This window comes from Streptomyces sp. NPDC046939 (genome assembly GCF_040644575.1).
GTDB lineage: Bacteria > Actinomycetota > Actinomycetes > Streptomycetales > Streptomycetaceae > Streptomyces.
In genome coordinates, this window is the sequence record NZ_JBEYWV010000003.1 from 201301 (window position 1) to 216830 (window position 15530).

Below are 15530 nucleotides of genomic sequence, written 5' to 3' on the forward strand. Positions count from 1 at the left end.
TTCTACGACTCCTTGCGCGCCGGTGCGGGGCTCAGATGCGCCGCCGCGCCTTGCGCACCCGCCGGACGACCGCCGCCGTGCCGAGGAGCGCCACCGTCGCGCCCGCGGCACCGGCCGCCGTCGCGTCCTTGCGGCCGAGGCGCCGGCCCGCGACCGTGCGCCGCCCGGCGACCTCCTCCAGGAGCTCGGCGAGGACCTCTTCGTTGGTCCAGCGGGGCCGCCACCCGGCGTCGTGCAGCCTGCTGCCGCTGACGACCCAGGGGTACATCGTGTAGGCGAGGTCACCGGCCGGGGAGGGCGTCAGGCCGATGCGGTGCAGCCGGGCGGCGGCGCCGAGGGCGACGGCCGAGGGCAGCTCCATGCGCCGGATGCCGCTGAGCTCCTCGACCTCCTCCTGCTCCAGCCAGCCGTCGCAGCCGACGGCGAGCTCCCCGTCGACCTTCTCCAGGACCGCGTACTCCAGGGCGCTGCACAGGTCCTCCACGTGGCAGAACTGCCAGGCGGGCCGCGACCCGGCCACCACCAGGAGGCGCGGTGACTCGAAGTAACGGGTCAGGGCCGTGTCGGTGCCGCCGCCCACGAGCACGGCGGGGCGTACCACGGTGACGTTGAGCCCGGGGTGCGCGCGCGGGGCGCGGCGGGCGAGCCGCTCGATCTCCAGGAGGTCGCCGACGCCGGTCGCCTCCGCCGTGGCGCGCAGCTCGGCGTCCTCGGACAGGGGCAGCTCGTTGTCCTCGAGCGCGCCGTAGACCATCGCGGAGGTGCACAGGACGACGCGGTGCACCCCGGCCGCGGCGGCCGCCGTCAGCACGGTCTGCGTGCCGCGCACGTTGTACGCGGTGCGGGCCGCCGGGTCCGACTCCAGATCGAGGTCGAGCGCCAGGTGGACGACGACGTCCGCGCCGCGCAGCTTCTCGGCGATGGCCGGATCCCGTACGTCGAGGACGTGCCAGGTCGCGGAGGCGCACTCGCCGCGCCGCTCGTCGATGGCGAGGACCTGCTTGACCGCGTCGGAGGCGGCGAGCCGCTCGGTGAGCCGGGCGCCGACGCCGGAGGCGGCACCGGTGACCGCGACGACGGGGCCGCGCACGGCGGGACTGGTTGAGGGGTTTCGCGCTGCGCGAACCTGCGGATCTGGGGAACTCACCCGGCGTCTCCAGCGGTTGTCTTCAGTACGTACGTGTATGACGCGTACGTACCAGGAGGCATCCATCCTGCCGCAGGACATGAGTCGGCGGAGCACCGAGGCCCGATCCCGTCACGGTGTCTACGCTGGGTGTGTGTAGTCGGGCAGTCGCCGCCGGGAGAGAACCGGTGGCCTTACCAGCCGAGGAATCCCGTGAGTGACACCCCATTTGGTTTCGGCCTTCCGCCGGAGGAGCCGGAGGACGGCGACGAGGGCAAGAAGAAGGGCCAGCAGGGCGGTGGCGGTCAGGGACCTGCCAACCCGCTCGGATTCGGGTTCCCGGGTCTGCCGGGCGCCGGCGGGCCGGGCGGCGCGGGCGGGGACAACCCGTTCGCGGCGATGTTCGGGTCGATGAACCCGAACGACCTGGGGGCGGCGTTCCAGCAGCTCGGCCAGATGCTCTCGTACGAGGGCGGCCCGGTGAACTGGGACATGGCCAAGGACATCGCCCGCCAGACCGTCTCCCAGGGCACGCAGGACGGCGTGAAGGACGCGAGCGTCGGCGCCGCCGACCGCACCGCCGTCCAGGAGGCCGTCCGCCTGGCCGACCTGTGGCTGGACGACGCCACGTCGCTGCCGTCGGGCGCCGGTACGGCGGTGGCCTGGAGCCGCGCCGAGTGGGTCGAGGCGACCCTGCCGGTGTGGCGGGAGCTGGTCGACCCGGTCGCCGAGCGCGTCGGCCTGGCCATGGGCGACGTCCTGCCCGAGGAGATGCAGGCCATGGCGGGCCCGCTCATCGGCATGATGCGCTCCATGGGCGGCGCCATGTTCGGCTCGCAGATCGGGCAGGCCCTCGGCGTGCTCGCGGGCGAGGTCGTGGGCTCCACCGACATCGGCCTGCCGCTGGCCCCGGCCGGCAAGGCCGCGCTGCTCCCGCTGAACATCGAGGCGTTCGGCAAGGACCTCGGCATCCCCAAGGAGGAGGTCCGCCTCTACCTGGCGCTGCGCGAGGCCGCCCACCAGCGCCTCTTCACGCACGTGCCGTGGTTGCGCTCGCACCTGTTCGGCGCCGTCGACGGGTACGCGCGCGGGATCAAGGTCGACACCTCGAAGCTGGAGGACGTCGTCGGCCAGTTCGACCCGCAGAACCCCGAGCAGCTCCAGGACGCACTCCAGCAGGGCATGTTCCAGCCGGAGGACACCCCGGAGCAGAAGGCCGCCCTGGCGCGCCTGGAGACGGCTCTCGCGCTCGTGGAGGGCTGGGTCGACGCCGTGGTCCACGCGGCCGCCAAGCCGCGTCTGTCGTCCGCCGACGCGCTGCGCGAGACGCTGCGCCGCCGCCGCGCCTCCGGCGGCCCGGCCGAGCAGACGTTCGCGACGCTGATCGGACTGGAGCTGCGCCCGCGCCGCCTGCGGGACGCCTCGCGCCTGTGGGCCTCGCTCACGGACGCGCGCGGGGTGGACGGCCGGGACGGCCTGTGGGAGCACCCGGACATGCTGCCGACGGCCTCGGACCTGGACGACCCGGACGGCTTCGTCCACCGCGAGCAGATGGACTTCTCCGAGCTGGACAAGATGCTCGGCGAGGCGGCCGGTGCCGACCGTTCGGGTGACGAGGGCGGCGACGGCGGCAAGGGTGACAAGGGCGACAAGGGCAGCACGGACGGCAAGGACGACACCGACAAGTGAGCCTGTACGACGACGCGGTCCTCGTGCTCAAGGGCTACGAGGACCAGCCCGAGCTGCGCCAGGGCTACCTGGACCACCTCGCCGCCCACGGTGACGCCGCGCTGTGGAAGTCCTGCACAGCGGGCCACCTGACGGCGAGCGCCCTGGTGATCGACCCCGAGCGGGGGCGGGTCCTGCTCACGCTGCACAAGAAGCTCCAGATGTGGCTCCAGATGGGCGGGCACTGTGAGCCGGGCGACCCGACGCTGGCCGCCGCCGCCCTGCGCGAGGCGACCGAGGAGTCCGGCATCCCAGGTCTGACGCTCCTGTCGGGCGGCCCGGTCCGCCTCGACCGGCACCCCATCCCGGGGCCCTGCACGCAGCACCTGGACACGCAGTACGCGGCGCTCGCCCCGGCCGACGCCACGGAGGCCATCAGCGACGAGTCCCTGGACCTGCGCTGGTTCCCGTACGACGAGGTCGCGGGGGTGGCCGACGCGTCGGTGGTGCGGCTGGTGGAGGCGGCGCGGGCGCGCCTGTAGTTCCCGGGCCACGTGTAAGGGGCGAACACCATGGTGTTCGCCCCTTACACATCGCCTTGCGGGGTGCCTAGCTCCAGACGTTGCCCTGGTTCTGGCCGCGGGCGCCCTGCTGCCCCATGCCGTACTGGGCCGCGATCCCCTGTCCGACGACCGCGTTCTGCGGCGGCAGCAGCTCGCTGGGCTGGACGAGCGCGTAGCCGTGGCCCATGAAGCTGAGCTCCCAGCCCTCACCGGTGTTGCCGCGGCGGCGCCAGACGCCCGAGGAGTGCGTCTGCGCCTGCATCTGCACCCGTAGCCCGGTCGACCAGGCGACGACGGCGTCCGCGTCGGCGTTGACGTACTTGTCGGGCGTGACCTGCATCATCAGCGGCTGGCCCGAGGTCATCAGGGCGACCTTGCCGTGCCCGGTGATGTTGAGCTGGTACTTGCCGGAGCCGGAGATGCCGAACTGGCTGTCCACGGCGATCACTTCGTGGTGCAGCGTCGAGTCCATCGCGAGGACGTAGGAGCTGTCGACGGTCAGCCCGTCCCGCTCCACGTCGACCACGTGGATGTACTGCGCGAGGTTCGCCAGGTAGACGGTGCCCTGCCCGTGGCAGCGCATCAGGTCGAGTCCCTCGCCGGTGTACGCGCGCGAGAGGCGCTCCCCGGACGTCTGGACCTCGCCGTCGAACTCCATCAGCCCCTGGTAGGCGACCATCGAGCCCTTGCGGGCGAGGATGTCGTCGTGGCCGTCCAGGGCGACCCGCAGCATCTGCGGGTTCTGCACCGAGTAGCGCTCCTGGGTCTGCTGCTCGTTGTACGCGAAAAGCGGGCTCTGCATGGTGTTTCGCTCCCCCTCAGCCCCGTGCCCGGAGACGGTCGGTGCTGTCCTCACTGGGCTGTACGACGACGATGCCCTCCCCGGAGAAGCCCATCTGGTAGGCCTCGCCGCTGCCGCGCCCGATGAGCGAGCCGGCCCGGAAGCTGCGCTTGCCCTTCACCTTCAGACTCGGCGACCAGGCGATGAGCGCGTCCGGGTCGACGTACGTCTCGTCCTCGCCTCGGCCGCAGTCGACGACGATGGGCGTGCCGCGCGAGGTCAGGGCGACGTACCCCTGGCCGCTGACCTTGATGTTCCACAGGCCCTGCCCCGCGAACTTGGCGAGGCCCTTCACGCGCTCGACGCCCCACTGCAGGTGGGCGTCGAAGGCGAGCAGGTTGGTGCCGTTGACGGAGATCGAGTCGCCACCGAGGTTGATGACGACGACGTCCGCGCCGTAGTCGGCGAGGTACAGCAGACCGTCGCCGGAGCACTTCATCAGGGGCGCGCCCTCGCCGGTGATCCAGTCGCGGGCGATCTGGCGGACGGCGGGCGGGTTCGGCTCGTACTGGACGAACCCTTCGTAGGCGACCATCGAGCCCACGCGCGCGAAGAGGTCGTTCCCGCTCTGCATGGCGACCTTCAGCATGTTGCTGCCGTGGTTCTCCATGCGGGCGGCGACCGGGGTCGGGGCGAAGCCCGCGAGTGGCTGGTTCATGACGGGCTCCCTCAGACCTCGTACGGCTGGACGACGATGAAGTTGCCGGGTGCGCCCCGGAACTGGAGGTTCACGCTCTCCCCGCTGTCCCCGGGGTAGGCGTTGCGGCGCATCCGGACCTGGCTGGAGACGATCGCCTGGGCGGCGGCGGACCAGGCGACGACCGCGTTGCAGTCGGCGAAGGTCGTCGGGGTCACGGGCAGCACGACGGGCGTGCCGTGCGTCTTCACGACGACGGTCCCCGTGCCCTGGAACTGCAGCACGAACAGGGCGCCGCCGGGGATGCCGTGCCCCTCGATCCTGCGCACCTCGTGCTGGAGGCTCTCGTCGAAGGCGAGGACGTTCTCGGCGGAGACGCAGATCGCGTCGCCCTGGAGCTCGATGGGGTGCAGATAGGTGGCCTCCTCGGCGAGGAAGACCTGGCCGCGCCCGGTGCAGCGCATGAGCTGCATCTCCTGGCCGGTGGCGTTGCCGACGATGCGGCCCGCGAAACCCGCGCCCTTGTAGCTGAACTCGACCTTGCCCTGGTAGAGCACCATGCTGCCCTGCCGGGCGAGCACGGGCTGGTCGCCGCCGGCCCCGAGGTCGACGCGGATCAGCTTCTTGTTCTGCAAGGTCCAGCGCTGCCCGGTGGGCGCCTCGCGGAACTTCTCGAGCGCGGCGGCGACGCCCGGGGCCCCGGCCTGCTGCGGAATGCCCTGCGGGGCGCCGTACGGGGACGGGGCCGCGGGCGGCTGTGCGTAACCGGGCGGCGCCTGGGGCGGCTGCCCGTAGCCGGGCGGCAGGCTCGCACCGCCCTGGCCGGGCATCTGCCCGTACGAGGGCTGCTGCGGCGGCTGCCCGTACGGGGCGGCGGGGGCCGGGGGCTGCGGGACCGTGCCCGGCGGTGTGGCCAGCGGCGCGATGACGGTCGGCGCGGCGTGGACGGGCGGCGCGGCGGGAGCGGGGGCGGGCGGGGGCGTGTGGTGCTGCGGCTGCGGGCTCTGGGGCGGCGCGGGCGCCGGGGCCGAGGGGGCGCCGAAGGCGGGCGGCGCGGGGGCCGGTTCCGGCGCGGATGCCGTCGGCGCGGCGAAGGCGGGCGGCGCGAAACCGGGGGCCTCTGCGGCCTGCGGCTGCGCGGCGGGCTCCTCCTCGGCGACCTCGCCGCCGAAGTTCTTGAGCAGCGCCTCCAGACCGCCGTCGAAACCCTGCCCGACGGCGGCGAAGCGCCACACGTCCTTCAGGTAGAAGTCGCCCAGCATCACCGCGCGCTCGGTGGAGAACTCGCCCCCGTGGAAGGAGTACCGGGCGACCTCCTCGCCACCGGCGACGATGCGGAGGTAGCCGGGCGCCACCTGGGACATCTGCCCCGGACCGTCGATGGTCGCGGTGAACGACAGCTTCTGGATGCTCGCCGGGATCTTGTCGAGCGTCACGCGGAACGACTCCGTGTCACCGGCCTGCGCGCCGAGGAGCTGCACCGCCTCCTCGGGCGTCTTGGGCTGGTTGAAGAAGACGAAGTACCGGTCGTCCGACAACCGCTCCTCGGCGTCCAGCCCGAAGCAACTGATGTCGAAGGTCAGTCCGGGGCCGGTGATCTGCACGCCGACGTACAGATCCGTGCCCGCGGTGAGGTCGCTGATCCTGGCCTTGTGGCCGCGTTGGAATTCCCTGGCCATGCGTAACGACCGTCCCCCATCCCGATGGTGATTGCGTCGCGTCAGGCTAACTGCAAACGCCGGGGGCGGAAGAAGTCGGTACAGCCCTGGTACAGAACCGGTTCCGTGGGACCGTCACTCACCGCGCGTGGTCGGCAGGTGCGGAAGGCGGTCCGCCGCGACCACGCCTTCGAGGTATCCACGCGCACGCTCCGTCCGCGGATACGCCTCCAGGAGCCGCCAGAAGCGCGGGCCGTGGCCGGGCACGAGAAGGTGCGCCAGCTCATGGACGAGCACGTAGTCGACGACGTACTCCGGCATTCCCTGCAAACGGTGCGAAAGGCGGATGCTGCCCTCCGCCGGGGTGCAGGAGCCCCATCGGGTGTTCTGGTTGGTGACCCAGCGCACCGAGGTCGGGCGGGCCTTGCCGTCGAGGTACTGCGCGGAGAGGCGCTGGGCGCGCTCGACGAGTTCGGTGTCGCCGAGGACCCGCTTGCTCTCCTGCGCCGCGAGCTTGTCGAGCATGACCGTGACCCAGCGCCGCTCCTCGGCCTCCGACATCCGGGCCGGGATGAGCACCACGGTGCGGTCGCCCTCCCGGTAGGCGGAGACCGTCCTGCGGCGCCGGGCGCTCCTGCGGACCTCGACCGCGCTCACTCCGGGGCCGCCCGGCGGCGGACTGGTCGTGCTGCGCTGCGGTTTCGTGGCACGGTGCGGAGGGTCGGCGGGCACGCCCCGACGTTACCGGTTGCGCGGTACGGAAGTCCCGTCTCCGGAACGGTTCGGTGGGGCTGTGGCGCAGCGGCCGAGGGGGCTGTCGCGGACCTGTTCGGGACGTCACCGATCCCGCCCACCGACTAGTACGACTAATACCCCCTGCCTGTGGACAACCTTCAGCACGGTTCCGGCCGGGCGGGCCATGCTGGGCCTCGATCGACAGAGGGCTCGACACAGGGGCTCGACACGGGGGCTCCACACGGGGGGACACAGCCATGCATCCGATCCTGAAGCCCGCGCTGCGGCGCGGCTGGCACGACCTGAACACGGTGCAGTTCGGGCTCACCCCGGCGCACGCCGTGGTGCTCGGCCCGGTCGACACGGCCACCGGCACCTTCCTGACCCTGCTCGACGGAGTGCGCGGCGTGCCGCTGCTGCGGGAGGAGGCCCGGCGCATGGGCCTGCCCGATGGGCATGTGGACGCGCTCCTGGAGCGGCTGAGCGGGGCCGGACTGCTCGACGACGCCACGGGCGGCGGCCCGGACGCCGAGGCGCTGCGGGCGCAGACACGGGTGATGGACCGGCTCCGCGCCGACCATGCGGCGCTGACGGTGACCACGGCCGAACCCGCCGAGGCGGCGCGGAAGCTCGCGGCCCGGCACCGCACGAGGGTGCAGGTGCGGGGCGCCGGCCGCGTGGGGGCGCTGGTGGCGTCCGTCCTCGCCGGCGCGGGCGTGGGCCATGTCGACGTGCGGGACGGCGGCTGCGTCGAACCGTGGGACGTGGGCCCGGGCGGGCAGCCGGCGGAGGCGGTGGGCGAGCGCCGGGACGTGTCGGCGCGCCAGGTGGTGCGCGCCTCGGCGCCGGTGCGGCCCCCGCGCCCCGACCGGCGCGGGACGCGGGACCGGCTGGTGAGCCGGGAACAGGAGGAGTCCGCGCTCTCCCTCGTGGTCGTCGCGCCGCGCGACGGACTCGCCGTCCACTCCCCCGACCCGGCGTCCACCGAGGACCTGGTCGCGGCGGGCATTCCCCATCTCTACGCGGGTGTGGTCGAAGCAACCGGGGTCGTCGGGCCCCTCGTGCTCCCCGGCGGCACCGGGTGCGCGAACTGTCTGCTGCTCGGGCGCACGGAGCGGGACCCCACGTGGCCCCGGCTGCTCGCCCAGTGGGGCTCGGGGCAGGCCGCACGCCAGATCCAGCCCTGTGACCTGGCGCTCGCCACCGCGGTCGCGGGCCTCGCCGCGGCCCATGCCCTCGCCTTCCTCGACGGGGAGTCCCCGTCCTCCACCGGGGCCCGCTGGGAGGCGGCCGCGCCCGGCCTCGACTGGCATGCCCGGCCGGTCTGGCCACATCCGCACTGCCCGTGCGGTGCGGGTGAGGGAGGTAACGGGAAGGAGACCCCCGTGGAGCGAGGGCCGCACGACACAATGGCGGTGTAAGCAACGGCTGACGGCGTCATGACGCCTGGGCATGCGCGGCACGGCTGTCCGGCACTTGGAGGGGTGTATGTCTGATCTTCCCCGGAAGGCGGTTACCCGTACCGCCAAGCTGGCCGCCCTACCGATCGGCTTCGCCGGCCGGGCGACCTGGGGCATCGGCAAGCGCATCGGCGGCAAGTCCGCCGAGATCGTGGGCCGCGAGCTCCAGCAGCGCACGGCCGACCAGTTGTTCAAGGTCCTCGGCGAGCTGAAGGGCGGGGCCATGAAGTTCGGGCAGGCGCTGTCCGTCTTCGAGTCCGCTCTGCCGGAGGAGGTCGCCGGTCCCTACCGGGCCGCGCTGACGAAGCTCCAGGAGGCCGCGCCACCGATGCCGACGCGCACGGTGCACGCGGTGCTGGAGGAGCGCCTCGGCGCGGACTGGCAGGAGCTGTTCCTGGAGTTCGAGGACAAGCCGTCGGCCGCCGCCTCGATAGGCCAGGTGCACCATGCGGTGTGGCACGACGGGCGCGAGGTCGCCGTGAAGGTGCAGTACCCGGGCGCCGGGGACGCGCTGCTGTCGGACCTCACCCAACTCAGCCGCTTCGCCCGCCTGTTGGGGCCGCTCATCCCGGGCATGGACATCAAGCCGCTGATCGCCGAGTTGCGGGACCGGGTGACCGAGGAGCTGGACTACGAGCTGGAGGCGCGGGCCCAGCGCGCGCACGCCGAGGAGTTCGCCGACGACCCCGACGTCGTGGTGCCGGACGTCGTGCACCAGAGCGATCAGGTCCTGGTCACGGAGTGGATCGACGGGACACCGCTCGCCGAGGTCATCAACGACGGCAGCGAGGAACAGCGGGACCGCGCGGGGCAGTTGCTCGCCCGGTTCCTCTTCTCCGGACCGGCGCGCACAGGGCTGCTCCACGCGGACCCGCACCCGGGCAACTTCCGGCTGCTGCCGGACGGCGAGGGCGGCTGGCGCCTGGGCGTCCTGGACTTCGGCACCGTGGACCGGCTGCCGGGCGGGCTGCCCGCCACGATCGGCCGCTCCCTGCGGATGACGCTCGACGGCGAGGCGCTCGCCGTCTACGGCCTGCTGCGCGAGGAGGGCTTCATCAAGGAGTCGATCGAGCTCGAACCGGACGCGGTGCTCGACTACTTGCTGCCGATCATCGAGCCCGCGCAGGTCGAGGCGTTCACCTTCACCCGCTCCTGGATGCGCACCCAGGCGGCGCGGATCGCCGATCCCCGTTCACCGGCGCACCAGTTGGGCAAGCAGCTCAACCTGCCGCCGGCGTACCTGCTGATCCACCGGGTGACGCTCAGCACGATCGGGGTGCTGTGCCAGCTCGGCGCCACGGTCCGGCTGCGGGACGAACTGGAGGCGTGGCTGCCCGGGTTCGTGGCCGAGGCGGAGCAGGAGCCCGAGCAGGACGCGGCCGCGGAGGCCTGAGCACCGGCGCGGGCCCCGGTTCACCACCAGTCGGAGTCGAGCCGGGCCTCGATGGCCCGGATGTGCGCGCGGGCGCAGGAGTCGCAGACGTGCCGGCCCACTCCGTCCTCCACGGAGTACGACCAGGTCAGCGGCGCGACCTCGGCCATGGCGCCGCACCGGGCGCACACGACGTACGGCCGCTCGTCCGGCCGCCGGTCGTCCGACAGTTGGTCGCTGGGCTGCGCGGAGTCCCCGCCAGGAAGAGACATCACTCCGCGACGATAACCCCATGGACCGATGATCGTCCGGTACAACGCACCGCGGGGACCGGCCCTTCCGGACCGGCCCCCGCGGTGATGCGTGACGGTTGTCGCCGCGTGACGGCCCTGCCGCCTCGGCGTCCTACTGCATGACGGCCTGGGCGAGCGCCCGCCGGGCCCGCAGCGAGGCGCGCTCGGCGCGCCGCTGCATCCGGCGGGCGACCACCAGGCGCATGGCCTGACGCTCGGCATGGGAGTCCCGCAGTTGCTCGTGCATATGCGCACGGGCCAGGGCTTCTGGGATGAGTTGCATCTGACGGGTCCTGTTCTGACGCGAGTCGTTCGCGTCGGACGTGGGGAAGTCTGGGATCGCGGAGCCGGTCGGCTCGCTCGTGGACGGCTTCATCGGGGCCTGCTTCTTGGGGTCGTGCGTCAGGGGGCGGTCGATCGTTCCTCGGGTGTTCATGCGGCGACCGGGTTCTTGCGCGGGCGGCCACGCGGCCGCTTCCGGGCGACCACGACACCCTGGACGAACAGCTCGCCACCCCAGACGCCCCACGGCTCACGCCGCTCCTTGGCGCCGGCGAGGCAGGCCTCCATCAGCGGGCAGGTACGGCAGAGCGACTTGGCGTACTCGACATCCGCCGGCGACTCCGCGAAGAAGACCTCGGGGTCGTAGGCACGGCAGGGGACGGGCACGCCGAGGTTCTCGATGGCGTCGTCGAGCGCGGTGAGCGCAGTCAGCGGGTTCAAGGTGGAGTCCTCCGTGGGGACGGGCGGGGGAAGAGGGTCCGAAGGCGGTACGGACGGGGCGTGCGCTTCGAGTTGCACGGTGATGTCTTCCTCGTCTGGTTGTTCCGGCGGGTGTGCCGGGTGGCGGTGGTACCGGGTTCTTCTGTTGTCCCGAGGCCCCTTCGAGCTGGTTCCTCGGAAGATCGCTGGTTCTTCCGGGAAAACAGAAGGGCCGCGGATCCCGGGTGGGGTTCCGCGGCCCTGAAGGCGCCGGCCTGATCGTCGATCAGGCTGGATCACTCCAGGGTTCGAGCCCACGGAAGGCCCACATCGTGTGGTGCTGCGTCGTCTGCTTCCGGAATCCGGCACCGGCCGCCGCGAAGGCATAGGCCTGAGCCTGTGCCGCCGCTACTGCTTCCGGTGCCTTGGTCGGTCGCTCATTGCCCTCGCGGACGGGAAGACCCGCGAGAGACAGGCCGGACTCCGGACGAATGGCGCTGACGCCAGACAGACCGGTGCCCAGGTTCGAGAAGCCGAGCAGGCAGGAAGCGACGACCGAGTGATCGGTCAGTTTGGCGGTGGTGAAGTCCGCGACGGTGGAGCTGGTGTTGATGCTGATCACTGGAATCGCCTCCTCTCGGCGTCTAGGGGACCGGGGTGAACCGGCCCGACGGCTTGTAAGTACAGCACGGAACCAGCGCCTTCGAGAAGGCCGCTGCTTTCGTGCTTAAGAACCTATGGGGATCGCTGGGGCATGCGCAAACTATTTTTTCGACGAGTTTCCCTCAGCCCTCCCCGTCGGCCTCCGAAGACTCATCGTCCAGGGTCTGACCTGCGCAGATGGCGAGCACATCGGATCCGTGGGCGCGGAACTTCCGTACGCCGACACCCGGGATGCGGGACAGCTCGGCCTCGTCCTCCGGCGCCGCCTCGGCGATCGCGATCAAGGTCTTGTCGGTGAAGACGCAGAACGCGGGCTGGCCGAGCGCGGCCGCCGTGCGGGCCCGCCACTCGACGAGCCGCTCGTACACCCCCTCGTCCATGTCCGAGGGGCAGTCCTCGCAGCGCATCAGCTTCATCTCGACCGCTTCGAGCGTGCGCCCGCAGACCCGGCAGCGCGCCACCTTCCGGGCGCCCCTGCGCCGCACCGCGCCCAGCGGCTCGGCGGCGCCCGCCCGCGTCCCGTGCTCGACGCCGCCGCGCCCTCCGCCGCCGCCGCGGCCGACCGTGCCGGTGGAGCCCGGCCGCAGCCCGTCGAGGAAGCGGCTGGCCCTGCGGTTGGGGCGGCCACCGGGCGAGCGGGACAGCGCCCAGGACAGGGACAGGTGGTGACGGGCGCGGGTCACGCCGACGTAGAGCAGCCGGCGCTCCTCCTCGATCTGCTCCTCGGTCTTGGCGTAGGTGATCGGCATCATGCCCTCGGCGAGGCCGACCAGGAACACGACGTCCCACTCCAGGCCCTTCGCCGCGTGCAGCGACGCGAGCGTGACGCCCTCGACCGTGGGGGCGTGCTGGGTGTTGGCCCGCTCGTCCAGCTCGGCCACGAAGTCGGCGAGGCCCGCGGCGGGCTCGGCGCGCGCGTACTCCTCGGCGAGCCGGGCGAGCGCCGCGAGGGACTCCCAGCGGTCGCGCACGGCGCCGGAACCGGCGGGGGGCTCGGTCGTCCAGCCTTCGCCCGTGAGGACCGCCCTGACCTGGGAGGGCAGGTCCACGGCGTCGTCGAGTTCGGTGTCGTTCCGGCCGAAGCGCGCGGCGGCCCGCAGTCTGCGGTGCGCTTTGCGGACCTCGTCCCGCTCGAAGAACCGCTCCGCGCCGCGCAACTGGTAGGGCACCCCGGCGTCGGCGAGCGCCTGCTCGTAGATGCCCGACTGGCTGTTGGTGCGGAACAGGATCGCGATCTCGCCCGCCGAGATCCCCGAGGCGATCAGCTCGCGGATGCGGCGCGCCGCGCCCTCGGCCTCCGCGGGCTCGTCGGCGTACTCGACGTAGGCCGGCTCGGGGCCGCTCTCGCGCTGGGAGATCAGCTCCAGGCGGTGCTCGGCGGCGCGGCCCGCCGCGCGGCCGAGGATCCCGTTGGCGAGGTGGACGACCTGGGGCGAGGAGCGGTAGTCGCGGACGAGCTTGACGACGGTGGCGCCGGGGTGGCGGGTGCGGAAGTTGAGCAGGTGGTCCGGGGTGGCGCCGGTGAAGGAGTAGATCGTCTGGCTGGCGTCGCCGACGACGCAGACGTTGTCCCGGTCGCCGAGCCACAGGTCGAGCAGGCGCTGCTGGAGGGGGCTGACGTCCTGGTACTCGTCGACGACGAAGTGCTGGTACTGGGCCCTGACCTGCTCGGCGATGTCGTGCCGGTCCTGGAGGATGCCGACGGTCAGGAGCAGGACGTCCTCGAAGTCGATGACGGAGCGGTCCCGCTTCAGGGTCTCGTAGTGGGCGTAGATCTGGGCGATCTCGGCCGGGTGGCGCACGGTCTCCCGCCCGGCCTTGTGCGCCGCGGCCGCGTAGTCCGAGGGGACGGTCTGGGTGACCTTGGACCACTCGATCTCCCCGGTCACGTCCCGCAGCTCGCCGCGGTCGAGGCGGACCCCGCAGGCCGCCGCCGCGTCGGAGACGAACTGGATCTTGCGGTCGATGAGCCGGGGCAGCTCCCCGCCGACGGCTTTCGGCCAGAAGAACTGGAGCTGGCGCAGGGCCGCCGAGTGGAACGTACGGGCCTGGACGCCGCCCGCGCCGAGCTGGCGGAGCCGGCCGCGCATCTCGCCCGCGGCGCGGTTGGTGAAGGTGACGGCGAGCACACTGGCGGGCTGCAGGATCCCGGCGCGGACCCCGTAGGCGATGCGGTGGGTGAGCGCCCGCGTCTTGCCCGTGCCGGCGCCCGCGAGCACGCACACCGGACCGTGCAGGGCCGTCGCCACGGCGCGCTGCTCGGGGTCGAGCCCGTCGAGCACCTCGTCGGCCGTGCGCGGGACCTGTGGGAACAGGGTGGAGTGCGTTGCTGCTGTCACCCCGCCATGCTGCCAGGTCGGTGGGGACGGATGCGTCGCGTTGTCCACAGGCGGCGCGTGTTAGTCGTACTAATGCGCAGGGCAGGCGGGAATGGCGGGCCCGTCGCTCGCGTTCGTCTGATTGCGAACACGCACCCCAGCCCTTAAGGAGCGCGAGGAACATGCCGGGCACTGTGACGATGTACAGCACCACCTGGTGCGGCTACTGCCAGCGACTGAAGAAGCAGATGGCGCGCGAGGGCATTGAGTACACCGAGATCAACATCGAGCAGGACCCGGAGTCCGCGGCGTTCGTCGAGAAGGCGAACGGCGGGAACCAGACGGTCCCCACCGTCCTCTTCGCCGACGGCACGACGCTGACCAACCCCTCGCTGGCGCAGGTCAAGCAGAAGATCGGCGCCTGAGGCCCTTACCGGCGGACGGACCGGCGACCGCTCACAGCGCGTCGCTGGGCTTCGGCAGGGGTTCGCCGTACCAGAGCTCGATCAAGCGGGCCGCAATCGAGATCCCGTAGGGAGGCATGACCTCCTCGGTCTCGAAGGCGGCCCGCAGTTCGTCGCGGGAGAACCAGCGCGCCTCGTGGATCTCGTCACCGTCGACATTGATCTCCGTCGAGGTGGCGCGGGCCATGAAGCCGAGCATGAGGCTGGAGGGGAAGGGCCAGGGCTGGCTGGCCACGTAGGAGACGTCGCCGACGAGGATGCCCGCCTCCTCGAAGACCTCGCGCCGCACCGACTGCTCGATGGACTCCCCGGGCTCCACGAACCCGGCGAGCGTCGAGAAGCGGCCCTCGGGCCAGTGGACCTGGCGGCCGAGGAGGATGCGGTCCTGCTCGTCCATGACCGCCATGATCACGGCCGGGTCGGTGCGCGGGTAGTGCTCCGCCCCGCAGGCCGGGCAGCGGCGGATGTGGCCCGCGGCGGCGATGACGGTGCGTTCGCCGCAGCGGGAGCAGAAGCGGTGCAGGCGCTGCCAGTTCTCCAGGGCGACGGCGTGCACCAGGAGGCCGGCGTCGCGCTGCGACAGCAGGAGGCCCGCCTCGCGCAGCCCCGCGGGGCGCGCGGACTGGTCCATGCGCCCGGGGAGGCTGTCCTTCTGGAGCGCGAAGTAGCTCACGCCGTCCTCGTCGGTGCCGAGGAAGTAGCGGTGGGCCTCGGTGAGGGGCGCCTCGAAGGCCGGGGTCATGACCAGTTCCGTCGCACCGTCCGGCGTCTCGTCGATGAGCGCCTGACCGCCGGAGACCACGAAGACGCGGGTCGAGGGGTGGCTCCAGGCCGCGGCGAGCCATGCCTCGTCGAGGCGGTGGTGCGCGGCGCGGTCGATCCCGCTGGGCGCGGCGAGCGTCAGCGGGCGGTCGCCGACGAGGTCGGCGGTGCGTTCGGTCCAGGTGGTCACAGGTGCTTCCAACTCCCCCGGTCGTGAAAAGGGTGGTTCGGCGGGTGGTCCAGCGGGTCGTGCGGCGGGGGCGGGGCG

At 72.4% G+C, this 15530-nt stretch carries 16 protein-coding genes; 5 read left to right on the top strand and 11 right to left on the bottom strand.

What is annotated here, in order from left to right; all coding sequences use genetic code 11:
* Window positions 1-31: 31 nt before the first annotated feature.
* Window positions 32-1147 carry an SDR family oxidoreductase gene (locus tag ABZ877_RS04950; RefSeq protein ID WP_361064413.1) on the bottom strand — a complete coding sequence of 372 codons (1116 nt, stop codon included), beginning with the start codon at window positions 1145-1147 and terminating at the stop codon, window positions 32-34.
* A gap of 192 nt (window positions 1148-1339) precedes the next feature.
* Here ABZ877_RS04950 and ABZ877_RS04955 point away from each other — a divergent pair, with 192 nt between their 5' ends.
* Both ABZ877_RS04955 and ABZ877_RS04960 read left to right on the top strand, forming a co-directional pair.
* Window positions 1340-2815: a zinc-dependent metalloprotease gene (locus ABZ877_RS04955; protein WP_361064416.1), complete on the top strand. Its 1476-nt coding sequence runs from the start codon at window positions 1340-1342 to the stop codon at window positions 2813-2815.
* Window positions 2812-3336, top strand: a complete 525-nt coding sequence (locus ABZ877_RS04960) for an NUDIX hydrolase (RefSeq protein WP_361064419.1) — start codon at window positions 2812-2814, stop codon at window positions 3334-3336. The genes ABZ877_RS04955 and ABZ877_RS04960 overlap by 4 nt, the downstream gene beginning before the upstream one ends.
* Before the next feature lie 67 nt (window positions 3337-3403).
* Here ABZ877_RS04960 and ABZ877_RS04965 read toward each other — a convergent pair whose 3' ends face one another.
* The 4 genes from ABZ877_RS04965 to ABZ877_RS04980 form a co-directional block, all read right to left on the bottom strand.
* Window positions 3404-4159: an AIM24 family protein gene (locus tag ABZ877_RS04965; protein WP_361064422.1), complete on the bottom strand. Its 756-nt coding sequence runs from the start codon at window positions 4157-4159 to the stop codon at window positions 3404-3406.
* Between the two features lie 16 nt (window positions 4160-4175).
* Window positions 4176-4856 (bottom strand): AIM24 family protein, encoded by a 681-nt coding sequence (locus tag ABZ877_RS04970; protein ID WP_361064426.1) that lies wholly within the window; start codon window positions 4854-4856, stop codon window positions 4176-4178.
* 11 nt (window positions 4857-4867) lie between these two features.
* On the bottom strand, window positions 4868-6514 hold the full coding sequence (locus ABZ877_RS04975; protein ID WP_361064429.1) for a TerD family protein: 1647 nt from the start codon (window positions 6512-6514) through the stop codon (window positions 4868-4870).
* Window positions 6515-6628: 114 nt separating this feature from the next.
* A complete protein-coding gene (locus tag ABZ877_RS04980) occupies window positions 6629-7225 on the bottom strand; it encodes a M48 family metallopeptidase (protein WP_361064433.1) in 597 nt (198 codons plus the stop codon).
* A 260-nt stretch (window positions 7226-7485) separates the two neighbouring features.
* Here ABZ877_RS04980 and ABZ877_RS04985 point away from each other — a divergent pair, with 260 nt between their 5' ends.
* On the top strand, window positions 7486-8649 hold the full coding sequence (locus tag ABZ877_RS04985) for a TOMM precursor leader peptide-binding protein (RefSeq protein ID WP_361064436.1): 1164 nt from the start codon (window positions 7486-7488) through the stop codon (window positions 8647-8649).
* A gap of 67 nt (window positions 8650-8716) precedes the next feature.
* Window positions 8717-10081, top strand: a complete 1365-nt coding sequence (locus ABZ877_RS04990; RefSeq protein ID WP_361064439.1) for an AarF/ABC1/UbiB kinase family protein — start codon at window positions 8717-8719, stop codon at window positions 10079-10081.
* 20 nt (window positions 10082-10101) lie between these two features.
* On the opposite strand, the gene ABZ877_RS04995 is transcribed toward ABZ877_RS04990, so the two are convergent.
* The 5 genes from ABZ877_RS04995 to ABZ877_RS05015 all read right to left on the bottom strand — a co-directional run bounded on the left by ABZ877_RS04995 (window position 10102) and on the right by ABZ877_RS05015 (window position 14057).
* On the bottom strand, window positions 10102-10332 hold the full coding sequence (locus tag ABZ877_RS04995; RefSeq protein WP_361064770.1) for a hypothetical protein: 231 nt from the start codon (window positions 10330-10332) through the stop codon (window positions 10102-10104).
* Between the two features lie 133 nt (window positions 10333-10465).
* Entirely contained in the window at window positions 10466-10789 is a 324-nt protein-coding gene (locus ABZ877_RS05000) for a hypothetical protein (protein WP_361064442.1), read from the bottom strand.
* Window positions 10786-11154, bottom strand: coding sequence for a WhiB family transcriptional regulator (locus ABZ877_RS05005; RefSeq protein ID WP_361064445.1), 369 nt, complete (start codon window positions 11152-11154; stop codon window positions 10786-10788). The genes ABZ877_RS05000 and ABZ877_RS05005 overlap by 4 nt, the downstream gene beginning before the upstream one ends.
* A gap of 187 nt (window positions 11155-11341) precedes the next feature.
* Window positions 11342-11677, bottom strand: coding sequence for a hypothetical protein (locus tag ABZ877_RS05010; protein WP_361064448.1), 336 nt, complete (start codon window positions 11675-11677; stop codon window positions 11342-11344).
* A gap of 163 nt (window positions 11678-11840) precedes the next feature.
* Complete coding sequence (locus tag ABZ877_RS05015) at window positions 11841-14057, bottom strand: ATP-dependent DNA helicase UvrD2 (protein WP_361064451.1); 2217 nt, start codon at window positions 14055-14057, stop codon at window positions 11841-11843.
* A gap of 161 nt (window positions 14058-14218) precedes the next feature.
* On the opposite strand from ABZ877_RS05015, the gene ABZ877_RS05020 reads away from it, so the two are divergent.
* On the top strand, window positions 14219-14461 hold the full coding sequence (locus tag ABZ877_RS05020; RefSeq protein ID WP_361064454.1) for a mycoredoxin: 243 nt from the start codon (window positions 14219-14221) through the stop codon (window positions 14459-14461).
* A 31-nt stretch (window positions 14462-14492) separates the two neighbouring features.
* On the opposite strand, the gene nudC is transcribed toward ABZ877_RS05020, so the two are convergent.
* Window positions 14493-15452, bottom strand: coding sequence for an NAD(+) diphosphatase (gene nudC, locus ABZ877_RS05025; RefSeq protein ID WP_361064457.1), 960 nt, complete (start codon window positions 15450-15452; stop codon window positions 14493-14495).
* Between the last annotated feature and the right edge of the window lie 78 nt (window positions 15453-15530).

Excerpts from the sequence above, each read along its gene's own strand:
- ABZ877_RS04965 (WP_361064422.1), bottom strand. The coding sequence starts at position 4,159 with ATGCAGAGCCCGCTTTTCGCGTACAACGAGCAGCAGACCCAGGAGCGC.
- ABZ877_RS04970 (WP_361064426.1), bottom strand. The coding sequence starts at position 4,856 with ATGAACCAGCCACTCGCGGGCTTCGCCCCGACCCCGGTCGCCGCCCGC.
- ABZ877_RS04975 (WP_361064429.1), bottom strand. The coding sequence starts at position 6,514 with ATGGCCAGGGAATTCCAACGCGGCCACAAGGCCAGGATCAGCGACCTC.
- ABZ877_RS04985 (WP_361064436.1), top strand. The coding sequence starts at position 7,486 with ATGCATCCGATCCTGAAGCCCGCGCTGCGGCGCGGCTGGCACGACCTG.
- ABZ877_RS04990 (WP_361064439.1), top strand. The coding sequence starts at position 8,717 with ATGTCTGATCTTCCCCGGAAGGCGGTTACCCGTACCGCCAAGCTGGCC.
- ABZ877_RS04995 (WP_361064770.1), bottom strand. The coding sequence starts at position 10,332 with ATGTCTCTTCCTGGCGGGGACTCCGCGCAGCCCAGCGACCAACTGTCG.
- ABZ877_RS05000 (WP_361064442.1), bottom strand. The coding sequence starts at position 10,789 with ATGAACACCCGAGGAACGATCGACCGCCCCCTGACGCACGACCCCAAG.
- ABZ877_RS05020 (WP_361064454.1), top strand. The coding sequence starts at position 14,219 with ATGCCGGGCACTGTGACGATGTACAGCACCACCTGGTGCGGCTACTGC.